The organism is Enterobacter dykesii, from assembly GCF_008364625.2.
GTDB classification, from domain to species: domain Bacteria; phylum Pseudomonadota; class Gammaproteobacteria; order Enterobacterales; family Enterobacteriaceae; genus Enterobacter; species Enterobacter dykesii.
The window spans coordinates 3,216,408-3,238,081 of the sequence record NZ_CP126604.1; the positions used below are offsets into that span (position 1 = coordinate 3,216,408).

Consider the following 21,674-nt stretch of genomic DNA (forward strand, 5'->3'; position numbering starts at 1 on the left):
TCATGAGCCAGAAAACCCTGTTCAACAAGACTGCGCTGGCAGTCGCAGTGGCACTCGTCTCCACTTCCGCCTGGTCAGCGGGCTTTCAGTTAAACGAATTTTCTTCCTCTGGCCTTGGCCGTGCGTATTCCGGGGAAGGCGCTATTGCTGATGATGCGGGTAACGCGAGTCGTAACCCTGCGTTGATCATGATGTTCGATCGTCCGACCTTCTCTGCCGGTGCAATTTTTGTCGATCCAGGTGTTGATATCTCGGGCCGTTCTCCGACAGGTGCCGATCTGAAATCGGATAACATTGCCCCAACGGCATGGGTTCCAAACATGCACTTCGTGGCGCCGATTAATGACCAGTTCGGCTGGGGCGCATCCGTGACCTCTAACTACGGTTTAGCAACCGAGTTCAATAACGACTATGCAGCTGGGGCGTTTGGCGGTAAAACCGACCTGGAAACCCTGAACCTGAACCTGAGCGGTGCTTACCGTCTGGATAATCACTGGAGTTTCGGCGTTGGCTTTGACGCTGTGTATGCTAAAGCGAAGATCGAACGTTACGCGGGCGACCTGGGCAAAGTCGTCGCTGGCTCAGGCGCACTACCACCAGCCCTGGCACAGCGTGTGGCTGGTATCCCAGCGGATACTCAGATCGCTTATCTGAAGGGCGATGAGTGGGGCTTTGGCTGGAACGCCGGTATCCTTTATGAACTCGATAAAAACAACCGTTACGGCTTAACCTACCGTTCCGAAGTAAAAATCGACTTTGATGGAGATTACAAAAGCAGCCTCCCTTCTGCCTATAACCAGATCCTCGGCAACTTCGGTCTGCCGATGGGCACCAATGGCCAAACCACTGGCGGCTCTCTGAGCCTGCACTTACCAGAAATGTGGGAATTGTCAGGTTATAACAAAGTGGCGCCACAGTGGGCAGTTCACTATAGCCTGACCTACACCAGTTGGAGCCAGTTCCAGGAGCTGAAGGCGACCAATAGCAACGGCGACACGCTCTTCTACAAAGATGAGAGCTTCCGTGATGCTTACCGCATCGCACTGGGGACCACCTACTATATGGATGACAACTGGACATTCCGTACCGGTATTGCCTTCGATGATAGTCCGGTACCAGCAGACAAACGCTCTATCTCAATTCCGGATCAGGACCGCTTCTGGCTGAGCGCAGGTGCGACCTATGCATTCAATAAAGATGCATCTATTGATGCAGGCATCTCTTATATGCACGGTCAAAAAGTTAACTTCAAGGAAGGTCCGTATGAGTTCTCTTCCGAAGGTAAAGCCTGGCTGTACGGCATGAACTTCAACTACGCGTTCTAATTGGATTAGAATCAAAAAAGGTGAGCATTGCTCACCTTTTTTATTTACTCCGAATCGATATCTTTTAGTTCGTTTTCGATCGCCTTCGCGTTTGGATTCTCTTCCGGCTTCAGCTTGCCGCCGTTGGCAATAAAGTCATGATTCTGGAAGTACGCTTCACGCACCATAATATACGGGTCAGAAGACTGGCGCAGCAGACCATCAGAGTCGAGCAGTTGCGCGCGGGTTTCAATCCCTTCCACCGTCCATTTACCCACCGACAGCGGCCAGGTCAGCCACGACAGAACCGGATACAGCGTATCGACCATATCGCCGCCATCATCACGCACGGTGAAGCTGCCATAGAACGGCAGATGAACGTAAGGACCGTAACCGACACCATAATGCCCCAGCGTACTACCGAAACGGTGCGGCTGTTCACGCTGCAGTTTCGGGTTAGCCATACCTGCTACATCAATAAAGCCGCCCATACCCAAAATGGAGTTCAGGAAGAAGCGGGTAAAGTGGACCATCCCCTGATACGGGTCGCCCTGCAGGAAGTAGTTCACCATTACCGCAGGCTCTTCGAGGTTGCTGGTAAAGTTACTTAACCCGTTACGCGCAGGTTGTGGAACATAATCGCGCCATGCTACTGCTACCGGACGAACCACATACGGGTCCAGTACGTTGTAATTGAAGCTATACATTGAGCGGTTAAATCCTTCGAGAGGATCGGAGCGTCCCGTTTGCTCACCGGAGCTGGCGCAGCCCACAAGCATCGTCGCGCCAAGCGCAAGCGCCGACAGCCGAAGTTTCATAAATATCTCCCTGTTCAGTATGGCTATCGTTGATTGCCATCCGTAACGGAGCCGTTAATGCTCCGTCTGTAAACGTGCAAGCGATTGTAACAGCACGTTTACCGATGTCTATGAGCACAATTACGGGCAGTAACCACCGTGACTCTGATCTCAGCATAGCCTGGCTTTTGGAATTCGTTTCGCTGGCAATTTTATAATGTCTTTGAAAGAGATGTATCACCTTTGTTGTCATTGCTGACAATTTAAGAGCATCCCCACAGGCATCCCGATAAAAGCCGCTACGCTTAACAGAAAGACAACCTCCGGGAGCAGATATGAAAGATGTAGGCGAAGAAAAAATTGGCGAGAACACTGAGGATCTTGAAATTGAAAGCGAGGAGAAAGCGCGCGGCGAGAAGATAGAAATTGATGAAGATCGCCTCCCCTCCCGCGCAATGGCCATCCACGAGCATATACGCCAGGATGGTGAAAAAGAGATGGAGCGCGACGCGATGGCCCTCTTCTGGTCAGCCATCGCGGCCGGGCTCTCAATGGGGGCATCTCTGCTTGCGAAAGGGATATTTCATGTGCAGCTGGAAGGCGTACCCGGTGGATTTTTACTGGAAAATCTCGGCTATACCTTCGGCTTTATTATTGTCATCATGGCCCGCCAGCAGCTGTTTACCGAAAACACGGTGACCGCCGTTCTGCCGGTGATGCAAAACCCCACACTCGGTAATTTCGGTTTATTGATGCGGCTCTGGAGCGTGGTCCTGCTGGGTAATATTATCGGCACGGGCATCGCGGCATGGGCGTTTGAATATATGCCGATCTTTGATGAACCCACCCGGGATGCGTTTGTGAAAATCGGCATGGACGTAATGAAAAACACGCCGGTTGAGATGTTCTCAAACGCCATCATCTCTGGCTGGATTATCGCCACGATGGTCTGGATGTTTCCTTCAGCGGGAAGCGCAAAAATTGTGGTGATCATATTGATGACCTGGCTGATTGCGCTGGCGGACACCACGCATATAGTGGTCGGTACTGTTGAAATCCTCTATCTGGTCTTTAACGGTACGCTTCACTGGAGCGATTTTTTCTGGCCGTTTGCCCTTCCGACGCTGGCGGGAAACATTTGCGGCGGAACGTTTATCTTCGCGCTGTTAAGCCATGCCCAAATTCGTAACGACATGTCGAACAAACGCAAAGCTGAGCTTAAGGCACGGGAAAATGATGATAAATCGACAAAAAAATCGACCTGAATGGTGACTCTTTGAGCAGTCAGGCGGCGATGCGCTTAACGCAAAGTGTAAATAAGGCTATACTCGTGCCGCCTCGTCCCCTTAGTTAAATGGATATAACGAGCCCCTCCTAAGGGCTAGTTGCAGGTTCGATTCCTGCAGGGGACACTTTACCCTCGCGCTTTTTTCAGCACATTCGTCTGTCCAACGCCAGAATTCACTGAGCAGAAGAATCCTGTTTTATTTGAGCGTAACGCGTTGCCAGCTGTTTAAGACGTAACTCCAGTTGAGTCTTTTCAGCTTCAGGAAGCGCATGTCCTGCTGGATGCTGTGACAGACGCCTGAGCTGTTCTTCAGCCGGTATCGTTTGGTTAAAGGACTGTATAGTCGAAAAAACCACCGATTTAAGCTCACTTACCGTGATGTATTTTCCTTTTTGCTCGTCCAGACTACTCAGCCGGTGACTCAGTTGCTGAAGCGTCATCATTCCCTGATACCAGCTATTCATGGCGTCGACAGGCAACGCAGCCGCGTTAAATTTTTGCTGCCACTGCATTGTGAGCGATTTCGCCTCCTCCGGCCGCAATGTCTGGAGCTGTTCTAACAGCTGAAGGCTGTAGGAAATATTCCAGTCAGGAGGCAGTTTATCCAGGCGGGCAAGCTGCTGCTGCGTGTCTGTGATAAAGGTGGACGATAAAGTGCCTCGCAGTGTTAACGCGTTTTGCTGCACGGGCGTGAGCACTTCAGGTAACGGAGCCAGAGAGGCAAAAGCCTGAGTCGCCAGGGGGTCGGGTCTGGACAAAGAAATCCATCCCCAAGCCACAGCGATACAAACCACCAGCGTAGAACACATCCCGGCAAAAAAGGGCTTCCACTGTCTGACTGGCACGGGGGCTGTCGTGCGATCCTCTCCATTCGGCTGATTTTCCTGATGCACAACATATACCCATCTCACCTCTTCGATCGGTTCGGCTTTATCCAGAGGCGATTCGCTATCGTGCTTCATGTTCACATTCAAATCTGATGCGTCATTACTGCTTTCCAGCCGTTCAGCATTTGAACGTATCAACGTTCGTAACGTGTCGAGCTGGCTAAGGTGTTTGAGTTCCAGGCGCTGGAGCACCGCGCTCAGGCTGGTAAGTAACGCTTCTGCACGATAAAGCTCACTAAGATGACTGCTGTTGAATGGAAGCATACGCATGCGCTGCTGCAGGCGCTGGCTAAGGCCGCTAAGGATTTCCATACGAGCGTGTTGTGTCTTCGGCCATAAGGTGTGCCACTGGCGGCTAATCAGGGCCTCCAGAATCGCAAGCCCTTCATTCAGGCCAGCTAATCCAGACAGGTGAGTACGGGCAAAGGTGTACCATGCTGCTGTCTGCAACTCCACACCGTTCTGTTCAAACATTGAGAGACAGAGTCTTTGAACATATTGCCAGTTCACATCAGGGCGAGCAGGATGCGTCAGCTTGCTGAGTTCATCGCGGAGAGCGGCATAATCTGGCAGCGTACGCGGGTCGCCGCCGGTTTTTAACGTTATATGTTTGGTCATTCTGCAGGGCCTGCATATCCGTGTCGGTTAATATCGTCAGTTGATGTGTAAGACAGTTTTGCGTGTAGAAACGCAATGACTAATAAAGAAATGAATGTTATTGCTATGGCAGCAGCGCTAAAATCAGACCGAAAAAAACACCTTCATCAAATAGTTGTCCTGACTGAGGTGATGTATCAGGGGGAGTAAAGATCCAGTCATTTACGCTCCCCACCCGCATGAACAGCCGTCCCTGAGAAATCACCTTATCCCCGAAACACAAAGTCACCTCGATACAACCTGCGACTCCCTGTCCATAAAGAAATATCGGCATAAACTTAACCGCCCGGTTACCATAACGCAGGACGATACCGGAAATATCAAAAGCCCCGCCCTCCACCAGCAGGTCCGGAACGCATACCGTCCGTGGCTCCGTATTAAGTCCCGTATCTGTCAGCCACGCGTCCATCTCATCCTGAAGCTCAGCCATTCGCTGGCGAAACTCTGCAATATCAGCCTGGCTTTTATTAGCTGCGGGAACGGGTGCAGGCTGTCTGGCCTGCAGCTTCTTCAGGAACTGTGATTTTACTGACATGGTGTTATCTGCCTTATATACGGAGAGTTGTGTCGAGATACTGTTGTTGCCTGAGATGCCGCAACAGGACCCGACCTTCGGGCATAAACTCAGTCCCGTAGCGTACCAGGCCAATCCCTTTAAGTTCAGCATCAATGGCATAGCGCAGCTCGCCGGGAATGTTCTGCTCCAGCAGAACAACGTCTATCTTTTTCAGGCGCGGTTCATATTTGAGCAGGACGGCAGACAATGTACCCATTAGTTCATGAGCCGTTCCGGGCATGCCCTGCAGGATTTTGGTCATATCGGGCAGCCCGTAGTCAGGCAGATGCGCCAGCGTGCCGGCGCGACAGTTGAGAACGCGCTGCATGTTATCCAGAACCGAAAGGATGACCTGGTTTTCTTCACTGACCTGTTTAAGGTCGAGGCCACCGCTAAAATTCCCGGTTAGCATTTCATACAGCGAAGGCGTGTTATGTCCCTGAGGCATCAATTGTCCTTAAGCGGTTGCAGCGTCAGATGGTTCTCACCGGCTTCCAGAATGCGCGGTTTATCGGGATCCAGATCGCTGCGCTTGATAACCAGCTTCCAGGTGTCGTTGGTCATGTCCGGATGGCGGAACAGCCCCACTACCGCGACAAACTGCGCCTCTTCTTCCATCGGCATATCAAGGCTTGCATCACCACCCGGCTTCACCACGATATTACGACTACCCAGCATGTCGTCTTTCAGAATACTGGCATCATCCTGAAGCAATTGCTGATAAACCGTCTTATCAAAGGTTTTGCGGTCTTTGAGCTGGTAAACTCTGACCACGACAGGCTCAGACAGCGAGTTATTTTCGCGAGAGTCGGTGTTCAGTGCTTCACGCGCGGTGAAATCCAGATGCAGGATTTTAATTTGTTTATAGAACACAGAATTAAACGCCGATTTGGTACCGTCGGTAACGCTCTGCGTCACCCCGCAACCGGTCAGAATAAGCGCCATGAGAGGCATCATCCAGCGCACGGTTTTAGTTAAACTTGTACGTGACACGTCGGTTTCCTTGTTGTGGTTTCGCGGGCTCCAGCCCGCTGTAATAGCCCAGTTCTGTCGTAAAGGTTTCAGGAATGTCATCAGGATGGCTATCATCTTCTGCTCCCAGCACGCCGTTCATTCCCAGCCAGAAAGGGTTCTCACCCAGCGGAGGTACGGCCAGCAGTCGAACAGACGTCGTCAGGGTTATTCTGGCCTTAAACCGCCAGCCCAGATACACCCGCAGCATCACCAGGAAATCCATGTACAACTGGCCATCCGGTTTCCAGCCTTGCGCCTCCTGTTCGTTGTCCGTCGCAAGAGCAATCAGCAGCTGGCTGCCGGCATCCATCGCCTCGTCACCCAGCGGCGTATTGCCATCAAGCAGAAAATCTTCGTCACCGTAAAAACCCAGCGGCCTGTCGATCTCTACAGGCCGGAGACAATACGGACTCACCTGTACCTTCGTCTCGGGGGCCAGCAGGCTCACCAGTGCCTGCATCCCTTCCTGAGTTTTGCCCGGTTGTTGCAGAACTCCCAGCAGGGCCAGAAAGCGCGACACTGGCGTGGCAATGTGATTTGCCGTGCCCGGTATTCCAAGCCCCACCAGACCCAATAACGACTGTGAAATGCTGTCGGTTCCGCCGGGCTCAAACGTGGCGGGATAAGAGTATTTACGCCAGACGCGGTAAAACTGCGTCAGGATGCGATGACTGAAAATATCCAGAAACCCCTGCAGCGCCTCATGTCCTTCCCGGCGCTGGGAAATGTCATCCAGATAGGCGGTTGGCAGCGGTGAGTCAACACCGTACATCCCCATAAAGGTCGTGCGGATAAGCGGTGGCCTGCTGTCATCATCCTCGTCATACTCGACAGCCTTCAGTTCACTGGCCGGGAACCCCATTCCAGGGTGCGGTGCAAAGCGTACCGGGTCATCTGCGGGGTGGCTGGTCGATCCCATCAGCGGCCTGCCAGGATTGTTTTTCTCCAGCAGCTGACATAATCGATAGAAGTTAATGCGGTGAAGGTCGGCCTCCAGCCGCGGTGTCAGCCGGGAATGCGGCGGTTGTGCTTCTCTTCCCATTCCAGGCGCTCTCCGGTTGGTTGCAGGATAATTATCAGGCGGTTAAACAGATAGATGTCGGTGTAGAGCGCGAAGAAGCAGCTTAGCATCTCGCCGAACAGACAGATGCCTTCTTTGTGAAGCACTCCATTGAGTTCTGTGGTCAGGAATCGATCTATGCGCCCACTGTCTTTACGGATGAACTCTGCCAGCATCGGCAAAGAGGCGTCACTCTTGCTCGCAGCGAACGGGAAGCGTCCGTCAAAGGCGGTGCGCCAGTTCGCCACCACGGAGCGGCTCCATTTGTCATTCAGGCTCGCCGCCGACGGCTGAAGCACGGTCTCCCAGGCCTGGGTCAGCGGCTGTACAAACATCGAGCTACCAAAACCACTCCACTCTTCACCAAGGCTTGCCGAAATCAGACTGCCATATTGCTGGGTGTCGGTCAGATCCACACTTTTTCCCTGAAATACGGTCTGCGCCAGGGTTTGCATCATCTCCTGCGGGTCAGAAGCGCTGGCCACCTGCTGCAAGCGAAGACGCACGCGGGTGATACGGGTCAGGTACGTCTGCAGGCTCAGTGAGTTGTCAGTCGACATGACGTTGCTGCCCGTGTTTTTGCCGAGAAGCTGAAGCAGCGGACCGAAAGTTTCATCCAGTGGTCCCTGTGGACCTATCGCAGACTGGTCAATTGCGGGTTTGTCTTTTCCACCAACCAGATCTTTAGCCGATTTGATAATGGAGTCCGAAAGGCCTTCGCTTTGCTGACCGGTCTGCCCCTGCCAGGCGATGGTGTTCATCAGGGCAATCAGTGGCGACTGGCGGATATCACTCATTAGCGTCAACTGGTCGGTCACATCGGCAATATTGTTCGCAGAATTCCAGCGCAGACTGTTAAGGAAGTTCAGCCAGCTGCCGGCAAAGTCAGTGAAGTAACGCTCTGTCAGGCGAGCTTTGAGCGCTTCCGGGGAGAGGTCCGCCGATACGGCTTTACGGGAATCGCTCAGCACCCAGTCGATTTCATCCCGGCGTGAATTTGCGGCCTTTTCGATAGCCTGCTGAATGCCACCTTCCCAGGCCTGGCGAGTGAACATGCCCGGCACTACTTCATCGGTGGTGAACAGCCGCCGCGCATCGGTTCCGCTGGTCATGTCTTCCAGAGACACATCGGCAAAGTTACGACGCACGGATTTGAGCATATTCTCGTACAGCGTGCTTTCAGCATTGCGGCGGCCAATCTGCTGTAACAGCACCTGGCGGCTCTGGCTGACCAGCTGTTCATCCGGCGTGATTTTCCACTGTGGCTGCTTGGGCAGTTCAGAGATATAGAAGGACCATAAATCCGGCGACAGGCTTTGCCACAGACCGGTAGAAATACCCATTCGTGTCGGCTGCACGGTTTTCATAGCTTGTGCATAAAACGCGCCGTCGACTTTATCCGGGCGGGACATCATCAGCCAGGCTTTAAGCTGGTCATAACCCGGCCTCGCCAGCTGTGCACGCTGGTCGCTGTTGGGTGCAGAGTTTGCCAATGTGCTGAGTTTCTGCGTCAGGGCAGCATTTGCCGGGTCACGAATCAGGCGGTTGTTTGCTACGCCGTACCAGGGCAGCATTGCGCTGAGCAACTGCTGATTATGGTCAAGACCGAAGCGCTGATACCAGGGCGTGCCCTCCTGAATATTGTGCAGCAGGCGGCCGGCGTCGTTTCGCAGTTCATGCAGTGCCGTCAGTTGATAATCGGATACCGAAGGATGTTCAACCAGACTGCGGGCTTTTCCTGCTACAGAGGTAATTTGTCCATAGTTCAACACAAACGAGGCCAACAACCCCGCCCCCCAGAGACCGATGATGGCCGACAGCGTCCAGGCGAGCGTCCGTTCCCATGCCATACCGATACGACGGCCACTAACACGAGTGCAGTCGTCAACGATACTCTGCCATGTCACCGGTAGAGCAAGGGCATGACGTTGTGACTCCAGAACATATTTCTCCGCGTCGGCAGATGCCGCACTGGCTACTATCTTTGTGGTATCGGCGGTTTTATTCTCCGTCAGGCTGAACATCAGGCCGCGCAGCGGAACGCGTTGCTGAGCGTCGGAGAGCCATGGCAGCAGTTGCTGAGCCCAGCGGGCAATCCCGCCGTCTTTGAGATGCTGGCCCAGACGCAGCAGGAAATCGTGGTTGTTATTCTCGAGCATCTGGTTCACGCCCTGCGCCCGCAGTTTGGGCAGCAGCAGCTCAAGCTGGCGGGTAATGTCGTCAGCTTTGGCACCCAGCGGGAAATTGGCCCCGACCGGCTGTTCAATGCGCTTTGCCTGCGACCATTTGCTGTCACGTAGTTGCCATAACCATACCGGCGCGGAATAACGCAGCAGTTCGCTGATTTTTTCCAGCCCGCGTAAATCATTATCGCTGATTCGTGGGGTCAGAGTGAGCGACTGCGGCAATACGCGTACAATACCGTCCAGCGGGCGCCCGAGGCGCAGTTTACGCAGCGCAGTGTATTTTTCGCGATCGGGCTCAGAAGCCAGACTGCCGCCATAAATCAGTACGGTACGATTGCCTTCAAGCCACTGCTGCTGTTTCAGGCCCGGAACAAGCTGTTCAATCGCGGCTTCATCGCCAGTAATCAGCAGCAGACGGATTTTGTGGTACCAGAAGAAGGTGTATCTACGGCGGAGGGATGTTCTGAGATTCAAATATTCATTCCAGTATTTATTATCCTTTTTCTTTTCCGCCTGAGCCGTTGATTCTTTTCCGGTTGCAACAGTTTTAACAGCTTTATAGTTCCTCTCACCGAACAGGCGAGTGACAATAAAAAATAAAATAATAAATAACACCAAACCGCCAGTCAGCAGCGCACAGGTGAAAAGCCAATATCCTTGCTGTACAGAACCATCCATCACTCCCAGCGTTTCGGGAGAGAATTCAAGTAACCAGAAAACCGTCGTTCCCACTACAAAAAGAAACAAAAGAATCAGCCATAGCTGGAACGTTGTATTTTTAAATATTGCCAAAAGACGCGTCACTTCAGTGCACTCCGATCAAAAAGATGATGGCAGTTTTATCAGTCGTGGGAAAACTGGAACCGAAAGTAAACTTATCGGTTCACAGACAATGGATAATGCTGGGGAATTATTTCGTTACAGGGCAAACAGTCATAAACCAGGGAAATATACTTTCGTCCGGAACGTACACAACAAGTTGTGGTGATTTAGACTGTTCAGCCAGGTCGGCAGCAACAGCTATCGCAAGCCAGGGCGAAACATTCCTCGTCAGCCCCGTTTTTAAATCAATATCACAAGGTTCTCCGGCAACAGGAAATCGAACACCAGAGGTTGAGAGCAAGGCGGTTGCTTTATTGCTGACACCCGTGCCCGTCAACCAGATCTGTTTTATCTCTTCTGGAGCAGACTCTCCCCAGTGTAACGCCTGCATAAGTGCGCTACTCATATCCTGGATAGTCTTCATCTGTTCAGGTCGATGGACCTGAGCCACAACGTTCCGGTTTACCTCAGGTCTTTCAGGTGAACTCATCAATATTGCTGCCGCCGCTTCCCCAGTACCATCTATGATTTTTTCAGTAAGGTTCAGAGTAATAACAAGCAGGGTCTGCATCGCATCTGGTCTATCAAGCCACGCATCAATCGCCTGTAATCCTTCTCCGCTGATAAAAGTAATACAGAAAGGGTAACCAATGCTGTTTTGAACCAATAGCTGTATTGCACAAAGTTCTTCGGGTGATAAAGATATATCCGGGCTGAACTGAAATAACACAGCAAGGGGGGACTTTTGGGGCATGTGTTGAAATGCGTTTTGTAGCGCAGTCTCCCTTAACAACAAATTTATCCGTTCCTTCACTCTTACCAGCACAGGTAATCCCATATCGCTAAAACTGGCGTGGTGGATAAGCAACTCGCTATTCTCATCCACCTTGGTAGGCAATATGATACCTTCAGGTATTTGCATCTGTTGAGAAATGGATTCAGACGAAATGACATGCGGCAAATGAACTACGTAACCTAACATACCGAGACTACGCTGGCCGGACCGAATATCCTGAGCAAGATCCCACTCCCTGGCCGCATCCCAGCCATCTGCCAGCCATTCTCCTGCAAGATAAAACAGCCAGCGAAACGAAAATGCAACCCCACCGGCAGCCAAGGGGATTCCAAGAAAACAAAACCAGAAAGTAGGCGTATGAGTGGGCGAGTTCATAGGCCAGAAAAGGGCTGTGATCCCCGCTCCGGCCACAATAAGCACCATCAGGAACATCACCCAGCGCTTAAAGGAAGGGGCAGATTGTCGTTTTGCACGTGGTGGAATACAGGTAAGATCAACGGGCATTATTTACTCGTGGTTGCATTACTTAAAGATGTGATCAGTATGCATCCACAGGTACATTTGTATCCGTGAAATGCAACTGGTACGCCATTATCCTTCATAGTTGGATGCCCTTCAGCGATAAAAGAAGGGCTATGTCCTAATATTGGACAACTGACCGGATCGTCTTTACGCGCCACACCAATACCAGCAAATTTCATTGTTTTTGAGCCGCCCATAACCTGGCCGCCCCCGGTGGTTTTATCACCGATACGAATGATACCTTTCATCTTTATTCCCTGTGTTTTACTGATGATTTTCTGAAAAGATCTCGCCATGGATGTTCAGGATTACCAGAAGCATCGACCCGATAAGGGTCATCTTTATCAACCCGGCACAGTGACTCAATACTCTCAGGCCAGACGGGCACCCTGCTTGTCACCATTGCCAGGTAGCGCGGAACGCTGAAAATAAAGGCCAGCACAAACAGGAGCGGAAACAGAAATAACGGTGCGCCGTTAAAGCCGGATAAAAGATAGAGCAGACCAAAGCGATAGCCCTCGCGTTTTTTTGCGATGGGCAGGCAAAAATCAACAACCCCAATGACGGACTCAGGCCCTTCTTCCATGTAACGTCGGACAAACTCCCAGTGCCTTTCAAGCTGCTTTCTGTCCGAATGCGTGGCCGGCAGACAGAAGGTGTCAATCACGGTTTCATTATCATCGGCCAGCACATGACCGCTGATGTAGTAGTCTTTGTTCGCATCTTTTCTGTGGCTCAGTCCTGTGGTGAAAAAAATGCTTTCCCAGGGAACGCTGTAGGCTGAACCATTTAACCGGAATACGTGCACCAGTCTGTTTTTTCTGTCAAAGCGAATGGGGTAATGTGTCCAGGCAAACCATTCTGTTTTTAGAAGCTTGAATGAAAACAGAATTGCCGGAACTAACATTAACGTAAAAATCAAAAGTTCTTTTTCACTTCCCGAAAACTTCCACCTGAGATAAGGAATGGTTCCAATAAGCACAACTAGATAAAATAGCGAAAATCCAAAAAAACCAATTGCAGCGATTAATCCACCGAAACCCTTCGCTGAGTAATATTTGTCAACTAACTCCAGATAGTGGGAATTTAATGTTATGACTTTCATATCAGTAACTAAAGATTGTCCATCCAGTTCAGTTGTCCGGTGTTGTTTTAGCTGATGCGTTCTCTCTTCATCACTAAGATACCGATTTAATTTAAACTTAGGAAAAAGACCGTAATAATCCATTTTACCCCTCCACTCCGAGAGCTAATTTAAGCTCATCCATTTCCATTTTCATGGTTGGCCATACAGGCAGTTCGGCAGCTTCTATCTGCTTATATTCCTCTTGTTTTTCACTCGTTTTATCTGTGTCAACAGGTATTCTTCGCCATAAGCACTGCACAAGCCATTTCTGAATACTATCGCGATTATGAAACGCCAGATAAATTGCTGTACCTATTAAAATCGCAACCGCAATAAACGTTCCTATAACAGGTATCGTCCAAAGTACAGCAACAGTCACCCAAACACCAGCCGCTGCAGAAAGACCGTAAGCTACAGCCAACCCGGTATGTCCTTTATTAAATTCGTTAATGCCATGATAGAAGTCATATACCACAGCAATCACCCCAGCCACCACACCAAATGCTTTCCCCACATAACCAACCCATCTGAGAAAGGTTTCAGAGCTGAAAACCCGGAGCCTCGACGCAGCATTGGCAAATAACCGAAATTGTTTAATACCGGTCTCAATAATGCCTAATGTCGTGCTTCCAAGACCTAACACGCCCGCCCAAAATCGGGAATGCGCTTCTCCCTGATCGGCAGTGAGCGTTTTTTTATTGTGAATATCAGCAGAAATAAAAAGTGCTGCAACCTGAAGAATCCCGGAACATATCCCCAATGTAAATGGCATAGCCTGTCCGGCTTTTGTGACTCCACGCTGGACAGCCCCCTGCCAGCGGCTAAATTGCTGAGCTTCAACATCTGCCGAGGTTCGAAGTAATTTGCTCAATGCAATAGCACGCTCTTTAGGTGGCAGCGATGCCATCTCGTGTACTTTGTCAATATCAACCATGACCAGAAATTTTTTTGTTTCCTCAACTTCCATTGGCAACCCGTCGATTCTGAGTCGTCTTAACTCCCGTCTGACATAATGTCGTAAGCTGTCTTTATTTGCTCTGCTGTCCAGTCCGCTTTCCTTAGCCAGTTGCGTGACCACTTCAGAAACAAAGTGTTTATATTTCCCTGTTTTTTCTAAAGGAACCAAGGCTTTATTTGTTATTGCCCCCATTGCAACTAAACTGCTGTATACTTTGTTTGATTCTAATGCCTGTGCGATCTGTTTTGTTAAGATACCTGAGAGCAATCCGATGAATATCCCCGCCACACCGGCGGCATTGTCACGCATTTTTTCGATACCATCTTTAAAGGCATCGGCGATCCCATTCCAGGGAATGGCAAACCAGTCCGAAAAGCCTTCAGTAGCTTTAGCTAACTTTTCAGCCAGAACATCCTGATTCAATATTAAAGCACGAGCCAGTATATTTGTTACATCTGTGGGTGTCCCTGATAACAAATCATTAAAATGCCGGATGATCCCCACTTTGTCCTGCATCCCGGCAATGCAATAATTCAGCGTCTGGACATATTCAATACCGCTTTTCAACTCCTGGGTATCAAAATTATGCTTAAAATATCCCAGCAACACACTGCCCTTTATCCACTCAAGATACATTTCGGTGCGTGGACTTACGACACTGTCGTTATACTGCTGTAAAACTTGATTAAATTTCTTCTGAAAGTCAGCCACTTGTGATGGTTCGTAATATTGTTCATATTTCGCCCACTTCCTTGCTGCTTCAGACTTCACTTTACGATCGCCAATCGAGGTATACATATTATCCGGAACATCACCGTTCACGCTATAGCCAAAGGGGCCATAAAGCGCATTGCGTTCCCGGCTCTCATTCTTCTCAATAGCGTCACGTTCAAACTGACGATTCATTGATTCTTTCAAACCAGTAATTGCAGAAGCCAAAGCAAGCTCCCGTTGATATTCGGCTTTTTTGTAGACATTTTTTTGCAATTCATAGTCTATAACGGCGGAGAGATCCTGCAAGACTGCAGGTGGATCCTGCAGCACAATCATTGCCCCCTTATTTGGGTAAAGCTTGTCCGCTGATTTTTTGATTAAAAGGGCTTCAAATGTCGTGGCCGATTTCCAGGGGGCGCGGGACCATAGTCTGGCACTGCAACTTTCTCCTGATTTGCTGTATTCCGCCACTATTTTTGTCAACGCTGATATTGCAATAGTCTGGTCTGCCTTGCCGTTATTAATCCAGGCATCCATGTCAAAACGTTGCATATACTGGATACGATAAGACGCGTCCTCATGCTTTGTGCGGACCGCTGGCGTCCATTCCACTTCGGACCAGCAGAACCAGAACACGCCGTTTTTCATGCCCAAGGGCTTTACCGGCAGCGTTATCAGTGATGCACTCGCCAGTTCTTCTGGCTGAGTAATGCATGGCTTAGCCTTGCCATTTGCAATATCAGGAGGCACATCTCCATTTTCAGGCAGCGGGTAATAATATCCTTCGCGAGTGACAAAATAATTTATCCAGCGGTTACCTGACTCAGACCAGATGTATAAATAGCCCTCACGCAGCAAGCGTCCCGTCCATGCAGTTTCGCCCTTTGCTACTGCAGGTACGGCGACGCTACCTGGCAAAAGAGGTAATGCATCATCCCTTGCCACAACCGCCGGGCGAACGGGTAAAAGTGGCAACCCATAGCGGGTACAGAATTTACAGCCTTTTTGTGTGCTCATATTAATTGTTCCATGCATTATTATAAGGCTGCATTTGGGTCATCTCCTGCCAGAGATGTTCATCCCAGTTACTGGTTACATCACGATAATAGTCAGGAGCCTGTCGGGACTGTGCCAGAAATGCCGCCATCTTCGGAGCCATCCAGAAACCTTCTGGCTGCACTAATCCATGCAGCGCAAATGCAATACGATCTTCCTGAGTGGGCAGTCCACATGTCATTGCCTGCACAAGCAATGCATCTATTTTTCGACTGCTTTCCTGGCGCTGTGCCATATTGACATTGCGTGGCAGTTTTTCCAGAGTAAGGTTTATCTGTCCACTACGCTGTAATTGCGCTAGCGGAATTTCTGTTTGGTCTCCGGGCTGGCAAGAAACTCGAGCCGGGAACGCCAGTGTGTGCCACTCTCCCTCCAGCCAGAATGTCCAGTACGGTATTTCCTGGGCGGGTAGATGGTTAAACAACTGCCATGGGTTCAGCATCCAGTGCAGATGAAACAACACTCGCGGATCGTAATAACGCAGGATATATCCCTTTTGGTGTGCATCCTTAAAAAACAGGGCATTAACCAGCAGATTGTGTACGATCTTAATCGGGCGCTGACTGGACAATAAAAGGACGCACGTCGGCGGTGAAGTTGGGTCTGCACACCGTGAAAGGTCTGCCATAAATGTTCTCCACTCGCCAGGTGGAAGCTCATGCAACGATATTAGCCACGGGTAAAGATGGGCCTGTGGTGCCAGCATCGGCGAAACCAGTTCAATATGCGGCCAGCTTTCAGGCAGTTCTGGCACCCGCATGCGGTCAATAACTGCATATTGATGGTCCGCCAGTTGCAAAGGCTGCTCCAGGTAATTAATCATCAGTCGTCCTTAACTCAATGGTATGGTCGCATCACCTTGGCCTGAAGCTTCTGAAGACATGGATTCACAGGCGGTGAATTTTGGGTAGGGAACGTTCAGTTTCGCTGGCCCCGCATAGTCAAAATCAGCACTTTTTACCTTAAACTCGCCCTGGGTGCCGTGTTCAATTTTGGTCGGGTCAATGGTCAGATAGGAACCACCACACTGCACAGTGATTTTCTTTTTCGCCGTGATAAGGATTTCATCTTCGGTACTCGTAATGGTTAACCCTTTCGCGGCTGTGATATCAAGCCCATCAGTCTGGGCATGCATTTCGATTTTCCCCGCCGCCGCAACCAGTTTCATTCCCATCTCGTGAGCAAACACCACCACCGCTTTTTTCGCGACTAATGCAATACGTTTTAGCGCTGATATTTCCGTATTCCCGCCTGCAGTTAATATCTGATTCTGGTTAGCACTGAACTGAATATGCTGAGGCGTAGAAAGTGCAATTCCTGCGGGTGCACCCGCCACAATCACCGGCTGTTGCAGGGCATCCACACTTTGCTGTAAGAAACTTTGTTGTGTGTCATTATCCAGTGAATCGATATTTGCAGTTTCCAGGAGACTGGAGAGTGATTCAGCCAAAGACAGGGCGTCGGATAGCTGGCGTTTAACCGCTGTCATATCAAGCACCTGCCCCTGCGCCCTGGCCTGCCCGTCAGCACTGATAAATATCCCTTTCTGCGCCCGTATCGCGCCCCAACTGTCTGTCCGGAGCTCAAAGCCCTCGCCGCGCTGCTGTTTTTCGCTGTCGACCAGATGCCCGAGGTTGAGCTGGCTCTTGCCGCCATACTCCGTGCTGACCTTGATGTGCTCTTTTCCACGCTCGTCATCGAGGCGGATTTTGTTGTTAGCCGGGGTGCGCAGGACGTTACGTTTGTAGTTGCGGATGGTGACGTGGTCGCCGTGCGCCGAGTCGTGCAGCACGCCGGAGATGTACGGCCGGTCCGGGTTACCATCCTCAAAACCAATCGCCACTTCAGTGCCCGCCAGCAGCGGCAGGTGCAGACCGTAGGTATCCCCTGCATACGGGCGGGACTGGCGCACCCACAGGCTCTCGAACCCGGTTTCCCAGTTATCACGGTCAAACAGCATGTTGACGCGATAGCGACCGTCTTTATCGATGTGACCATAGATGTCATTTTCGGTGGTGCTGGTGACGCGGGCCGGAAGTGTGCCCGCTATCACCGGGCGTGCCCCCGGCTCAGGACGGAAACTAAAATCAGTGCTGTCCGGAACGCCGTCAAAAGCAACCGCAAAGTCCTTATCACGGCGGGCATACGTGTGCATCGCCGTGATAACCACGCCCTGCGCATACACGTCAGCCACTTCATACCCGCCGGTGACTTTCAGTACCTGACCCGGCGAGAGCGTCGGACAGCTGGTGATGCCCTGCGCCCGGGTCTGACCATTCAGGTAACGTTCGTGACGAAGGCGGGCATAAAAGGCTCCGGACTCCGGGGCCGGATTGCGGTCATAGATGCTGCCCGGCGTCAGGTAGTTATCCGCCCAGTGATAGGCATCACCGTACGTGGTGACATCCCCGCGGGTCGCATCCACCAGGGTGTTCATGTCCTGCGTGGCCTGACGGTAGTTGTAGTCCCGGGTGCTGACCTGCTTCTGCACCACGCTGTGATGGCATTCCATTCCCCAGACCGAATCCACGCCTTTTGAATGCTGGCCCGATGGCGGTACCGACAGCAGCGTCAGACCTTTCTCGTACCCCTGCTGGCTGTCGTAAAACTCCACCACGTCAATGTTGAGGCGCGTGTCGGTGGTGAAGCGAAACCAGATACCGACCTCACCCAGCAGGCGGGTGATAAAGTGCAGATCGTCCTCGCCGTACTGCATCACCTGCTCACGGCGCGGGTACTCTTTTGACAGCGAGAACAGAAAATCCTGACCACGCATGCCGTGACGCTCGCGCAGGATTTTTTCCACGATTTGCGGGACCGACATATCCTGGTAAATGGCGTTCTGGTGCGAACGGTCAAGCAGAGCCAGACGCGGCTGCAGCGTCAGGGCGTAGTGCGTTTCATCTTTTGAGGTGCCAAGGCGTTCAAAACCAGTCACCACCCCCTGAATCACCCGCAGCGGCTGCTGGATTTTGATGCCGTACCCCTGGTCTACCGGAGCCTGCAGCCTCAGCGAGCCGGGCTTCATCAGCATCATCTCTTTGCTGATGCCGTGGTCGCGGCTGGTGAACTCAACACGGTAGCTGAATGGTCGGCTCAGGGCTTCGTCGCCTTCAAAAGCCAGCACGTCGGGTTCGGCCTCACAGCCCTTCACCACCAGAAGGTGGTGGTTATGGCTGAATCTTAACGGAGGATTGTTGCTCATGCGTTTACTCCCTGTATCCGATCAAACTCCAGGCCGATCCCCTCCTCGTCACTCCAGCTAAGGCGTAACGACGCTGGTTTCTGCCTGGCGGCCATGTGGGTGAGTAATTGCTGGCTCAGCACCGGCAAAATTTGTTGATTTAGCAGACTATCAACGTTACGCGCCCCCGTATCCGGCAGCAGGCAGGCTGTGGTCAGCGCGTCATAGAGACTCTCGTCAATTTGCGTGGTCAGCCCGTAGTGGCGGTGCAAGCGCTTGCTGACCTGTGAGAGTTTCATTTCCACGATGGTACGCATGGCTGCTTCCGAGAGGGGGCGGTAAATCACGGTCTGGAAGCGGGCCAGCAGCGCGGGCTGGAAGTGATCGCGCAGGATCGGACGCAGCAGCTCGTGGAGATCGCCTTCGCTGGCCTCAGGCTGTTCATCGAGCAGTTGCATCAGGTGATCGCTGCCGAGGTTCGAGGTCATTAGAATGACGGTGTTGCGGAAGTCGATTTCACGCCCTTCACCGTCGCGCATAAAGCCGCGATCGAAAACCTGGTAGAACAGGTTCATCACGTCGCGGTGCGCCTTTTCCACTTCATCCAGCAGCACCACGCTGTACGGACGCTTGCGCACAGCTTCGGTGAGGATACCACCCTGGCCGTAACCCACGTAGCCCGGCGGCGAGCCTTTCAACTGGGAAACCGTGTGCGGCTCCTGGTATTCAGAAAGGTTAATCGTTATGAGTGACTTCTCACCACCGTATATGACATCGGCCAGCGCAAGCGCGGTTTCGGTTTTGCCAACACCGCTCGGTCCAACAAGCAGAAACACGCCCTGCGGGCCATTCTCGGATGTGAGACCCGTTTTTGCAGCACGCAGACGCTGGGCGATGGCCTCGAGCGCCACATCCTGCCCGACCACACGTTTATCGATTTCATTTTCAAGGGTCAGCAGTTCGGTCTGCTCATCTTTCATCAGCGATGACAGCGGCACGCCTGTCCAGTCGGCAATCACGTTGGCAACGGTGCGGACATCCACGTCCACGGAAAGCAGCGGATTGCTGTGCTGAATGCCGTTCAGTTCCTGCTGCAGCATGCGCGTCTCGCTCTGACGGGAGATATCCTGGCGGCTTTCCAGCAGTTGTTCGGTAAGTTTCAGTTCCTGCCCGTACTGAGTTTCAAGCTCATCGAGAGCAACGATAAGAGCGTTCTCTTCCTGCTCAATGACGGTCAGGCGTTCACCATGGCTCTGATTGCCGACAGCAATATCCTCCAGCAGTGCCTGCTTCTCCATTTCAAGAGAGGTAATCTGCGAGCGAATGCAGGTCAGCTGTTCCGGCACCGTGTCGAGGCACATGCGGACGCGCGCTGCGGCGGTGTCGAGCAGGTCAACCGCCTTATCCGGCAACTGGCGGCCCGTCAGATAACGACGCGAAAGAGTAACTGCCGCACGAACCGCATCGTCGGTAATATGCACATTGTGGTGTTCGGCATAGCGGGATTTCAGTCCACGGAGCATCAGGCAGGCGGTGTCATCGTCAGGCTCATCCACTTTTACCATCTGGAAACGACGCTCCAGGGCCGCGTCGCGTTCGAAATATTGTTTGTATTCAGACCAGGTGGTGGCCGCAATAGTACGCAGTTCGCCACGCGCCAGCGCCGGTTTCAGCAGGTTGGCCGCATCTGCGCCACCCGCCTGGTTGCCCGCGCCGATGATAGTATGCGCTTCATCAATAAATAGCAGGACCGGGGACGATGATTGCTGCACCGCATCGATGACGTTTTTCAGCCGCTGTTCGAACTCACCTTTCACGCCCGCGCCAGCCTGCAGCAGACCCAGATCAAGGGTGCGGAGAGTGACCGTTTTCAGGGATTCAGGCACATTACCCTCGGCAATACGCAGCGCCAGACCTTCAACCAGTGCGGTTTTCCCCACACCCGGCTCGCCGACCAGAATCGGGTTGTTTTTGCGACGACGAGAAAGGATGTCCACCATCTGGCGGATTTCCGTGTCACGGCCAAACACAGGATCGATCTTCCCTTCCTTAGCCTTGGCGGTGACATCGAGGGTAAATTTATCCAGCGCTTTCTGCAGCGCAGGGCTCAGCTCCCCCTCTTCCATTTCCATACCAGCCGGGCGCCCGACAAACTCCACCTCACCACCGTGGCTCTGTGCCAGCTCGGCTTCGCGCTGCATTTCCGGACGTTCATCCGATTGCGCATCCAGCAAAGGTCGCAGGCGCTCCAGTTGGCTCTGACCAAGCGTTAACAACGGCCACAGGCCGTCACAACGCGCCAGTTTCGGTTTTTCCACCAGGGCCATCAGCAGATGGACGCTGCGAATGTGCTCCTCGCCATTGAGTGAGGCAAGTAGCCAGGCTTGCTGCATCAAAGTCTGGATGTCATTTGAGAGCTGGGGCCGATGGCGCACGGAGCGAGGTTGTCTGTCGAGCCAACCCAGCAAATCCTGCCAGATGCCATCCATATCCCATTCATAGCGACGCGCCAGCACCGTCAGATCACCTTCCCCCTGCTCCAGCAGCTTCAGCAGCCAGTGCTCCGGCAAAATTTCCGCATGGGTGCGGGTCTGACAGAGCGAAGCTGCGCCTTCCATCGCTCGGGCACAGTAAGGGTTCAGACGACGTAACAGGATGGCTGGATTTTCCATGAGATTCTCTCTTTGTCGGTTCCTGGACACGCTACCGCCCCTCGCTGTTCACCAAAGCGCATAAGGTCAGGCAGG

Annotated in this window: 16 protein-coding genes, 1 tRNA gene and 1 pseudogene; 3 read left to right on the plus strand and 15 right to left on the minus strand. The window is 52.1% G+C overall.

What is annotated here, in order from left to right; translation table 11 throughout:
- The first annotated feature begins 2 nt into the window (after nt 1-2).
- Nucleotides 3-1,325 (plus strand): long-chain fatty acid transporter FadL, encoded by a 1,323-nt coding sequence (gene fadL / locus F0320_RS15310; protein WP_023312584.1) that lies wholly within the window; start codon nt 3-5, stop codon nt 1,323-1,325.
- Between the two features lie 44 nt (nt 1,326-1,369).
- Here fadL and mlaA read toward each other — a convergent pair whose 3' ends face one another.
- Complete coding sequence (mlaA, locus tag F0320_RS15315; protein WP_023336447.1) at nt 1,370-2,122, minus strand: phospholipid-binding lipoprotein MlaA; 753 nt, start codon at nt 2,120-2,122, stop codon at nt 1,370-1,372.
- Between the two features lie 314 nt (nt 2,123-2,436).
- Here mlaA and F0320_RS15320 point away from each other — a divergent pair, with 314 nt between their 5' ends.
- Nucleotides 2,437-3,366: a formate/nitrite transporter family protein gene (locus F0320_RS15320; protein ID WP_126329840.1), complete on the plus strand. Its 930-nt coding sequence runs from the start codon at nt 2,437-2,439 to the stop codon at nt 3,364-3,366.
- 75 nt (nt 3,367-3,441) lie between these two features.
- Nucleotides 3,442-3,513: transfer RNA gene (locus F0320_RS15325), tRNA-Arg, on the plus strand.
- 49 nt (nt 3,514-3,562) lie between these two features.
- Here F0320_RS15325 and F0320_RS15330 read toward each other — a convergent pair.
- The 14 genes and pseudogenes from F0320_RS15330 to tssH form a co-directional block, all read right to left on the minus strand.
- Nucleotides 3,563-4,894 carry a VasL domain-containing protein gene (locus F0320_RS15330; RefSeq protein ID WP_126329842.1) on the minus strand — a complete coding sequence of 444 codons (1,332 nt, stop codon included), beginning with the start codon at nt 4,892-4,894 and terminating at the stop codon, nt 3,563-3,565.
- A gap of 103 nt (nt 4,895-4,997) precedes the next feature.
- Nucleotides 4,998-5,468, minus strand: a complete 471-nt coding sequence (locus tag F0320_RS15335; RefSeq protein ID WP_126329844.1) for a hypothetical protein — start codon at nt 5,466-5,468, stop codon at nt 4,998-5,000.
- 13 nt (nt 5,469-5,481) lie between these two features.
- Entirely contained in the window at nt 5,482-5,937 is a 456-nt protein-coding gene (gene tssE / locus F0320_RS15340; protein WP_126329846.1) for a type VI secretion system baseplate subunit TssE, read from the minus strand.
- A complete protein-coding gene (gene tssJ / locus F0320_RS15345) occupies nt 5,937-6,482 on the minus strand; it encodes a type VI secretion system lipoprotein TssJ (protein WP_047652597.1) in 546 nt (181 codons plus the stop codon). The genes tssE and tssJ overlap by 1 nt, the downstream gene beginning before the upstream one ends.
- Complete coding sequence (gene tssG / locus F0320_RS15350) at nt 6,460-7,545, minus strand: type VI secretion system baseplate subunit TssG (RefSeq protein ID WP_126329848.1); 1,086 nt, start codon at nt 7,543-7,545, stop codon at nt 6,460-6,462. The genes tssJ and tssG overlap by 23 nt, the downstream gene beginning before the upstream one ends.
- Nucleotides 7,509-10,223, minus strand: a complete 2,715-nt coding sequence (locus F0320_RS15355; RefSeq protein ID WP_316326014.1) for an ImcF-related family protein — start codon at nt 10,221-10,223, stop codon at nt 7,509-7,511. The genes tssG and F0320_RS15355 overlap by 37 nt, the downstream gene beginning before the upstream one ends.
- A gap of 436 nt (nt 10,224-10,659) precedes the next feature.
- Entirely contained in the window at nt 10,660-11,871 is a 1,212-nt protein-coding gene (locus tag F0320_RS15360; RefSeq protein ID WP_126329854.1) for a hypothetical protein, read from the minus strand.
- Nucleotides 11,871-12,137, minus strand: a complete 267-nt coding sequence (locus F0320_RS15365) for a PAAR domain-containing protein (protein ID WP_126329856.1) — start codon at nt 12,135-12,137, stop codon at nt 11,871-11,873. Before F0320_RS15365 ends, F0320_RS15360 begins: the two co-directional genes overlap by 1 nt.
- A 2-nt stretch (nt 12,138-12,139) precedes the next feature.
- Entirely contained in the window at nt 12,140-13,117 is a 978-nt protein-coding gene (locus F0320_RS15370; RefSeq protein WP_126329858.1) for a DUF6708 domain-containing protein, read from the minus strand.
- Between the two features lies 1 nt (nt 13,118).
- On the minus strand, nt 13,119-15,704 hold the full coding sequence (locus F0320_RS15375) for a T6SS effector BTH_I2691 family protein (RefSeq protein WP_126329860.1): 2,586 nt from the start codon (nt 15,702-15,704) through the stop codon (nt 13,119-13,121).
- Between the two features lies 1 nt (nt 15,705).
- The gene (locus F0320_RS15380) at nt 15,706-16,566 is read right to left on the minus strand and encodes a DUF4123 domain-containing protein (RefSeq protein ID WP_126329862.1); all 861 of its coding nucleotides are present in this window, start codon (nt 16,564-16,566) and stop codon (nt 15,706-15,708) included.
- Nucleotides 16,567-16,575: 9 nt separating this feature from the next.
- On the minus strand, nt 16,576-17,232 hold the full coding sequence (locus F0320_RS21820; RefSeq protein ID WP_407043997.1) for a DUF2345 domain-containing protein: 657 nt from the start codon (nt 17,230-17,232) through the stop codon (nt 16,576-16,578).
- Nucleotides 17,229-18,948, minus strand: a pseudogene (locus F0320_RS15385) (type VI secretion system Vgr family protein); the annotation flags it as partial. The gene F0320_RS21820 and the pseudogene F0320_RS15385, both read right to left, overlap by 4 nt.
- The gene (gene tssH, locus F0320_RS15390) at nt 18,945-21,599 is read right to left on the minus strand and encodes a type VI secretion system ATPase TssH (RefSeq protein WP_126329866.1); all 2,655 of its coding nucleotides are present in this window, start codon (nt 21,597-21,599) and stop codon (nt 18,945-18,947) included. The pseudogene F0320_RS15385 and the gene tssH, both read right to left, overlap by 4 nt.
- Nucleotides 21,600-21,674: the final 75 nt, after the last annotated feature.

What these genes read in the sequence shown, in the direction of transcription:
- fadL (WP_023312584.1), top strand. Translation starts at nt 3, where the DNA reads ATGAGCCAGAAAACCCTGTTCAACAAGACTGCGCTGGCAGTCGCAGTG.
- mlaA (WP_023336447.1), bottom strand. Translation starts at nt 2,122, where the DNA reads ATGAAACTTCGGCTGTCGGCGCTTGCGCTTGGCGCGACGATGCTTGTG.
- F0320_RS15320 (WP_126329840.1), top strand. Translation starts at nt 2,437, where the DNA reads ATGAAAGATGTAGGCGAAGAAAAAATTGGCGAGAACACTGAGGATCTT.
- F0320_RS15330 (WP_126329842.1), bottom strand. Translation starts at nt 4,894, where the DNA reads ATGACCAAACATATAACGTTAAAAACCGGCGGCGACCCGCGTACGCTG.
- F0320_RS15335 (WP_126329844.1), bottom strand. Translation starts at nt 5,468, where the DNA reads ATGTCAGTAAAATCACAGTTCCTGAAGAAGCTGCAGGCCAGACAGCCT.
- tssE (WP_126329846.1), bottom strand. Translation starts at nt 5,937, where the DNA reads ATGCCTCAGGGACATAACACGCCTTCGCTGTATGAAATGCTAACCGGG.
- tssG (WP_126329848.1), bottom strand. Translation starts at nt 7,545, where the DNA reads ATGGGAAGAGAAGCACAACCGCCGCATTCCCGGCTGACACCGCGGCTG.
- F0320_RS15360 (WP_126329854.1), bottom strand. Translation starts at nt 11,871, where the DNA reads ATGCCCGTTGATCTTACCTGTATTCCACCACGTGCAAAACGACAATCT.
- F0320_RS15365 (WP_126329856.1), bottom strand. Translation starts at nt 12,137, where the DNA reads ATGAAAGGTATCATTCGTATCGGTGATAAAACCACCGGGGGCGGCCAG.
- F0320_RS15370 (WP_126329858.1), bottom strand. Translation starts at nt 13,117, where the DNA reads ATGGATTATTACGGTCTTTTTCCTAAGTTTAAATTAAATCGGTATCTT.
- F0320_RS15375 (WP_126329860.1), bottom strand. Translation starts at nt 15,704, where the DNA reads ATGAGCACACAAAAAGGCTGTAAATTCTGTACCCGCTATGGGTTGCCA.
- F0320_RS15380 (WP_126329862.1), bottom strand. Translation starts at nt 16,566, where the DNA reads ATGATTAATTACCTGGAGCAGCCTTTGCAACTGGCGGACCATCAATAT.
- F0320_RS21820 (WP_407043997.1), bottom strand. Translation starts at nt 17,232, where the DNA reads ATGACAGCGGTTAAACGCCAGCTATCCGACGCCCTGTCTTTGGCTGAA.
- tssH (WP_126329866.1), bottom strand. Translation starts at nt 21,599, where the DNA reads ATGGAAAATCCAGCCATCCTGTTACGTCGTCTGAACCCTTACTGTGCC.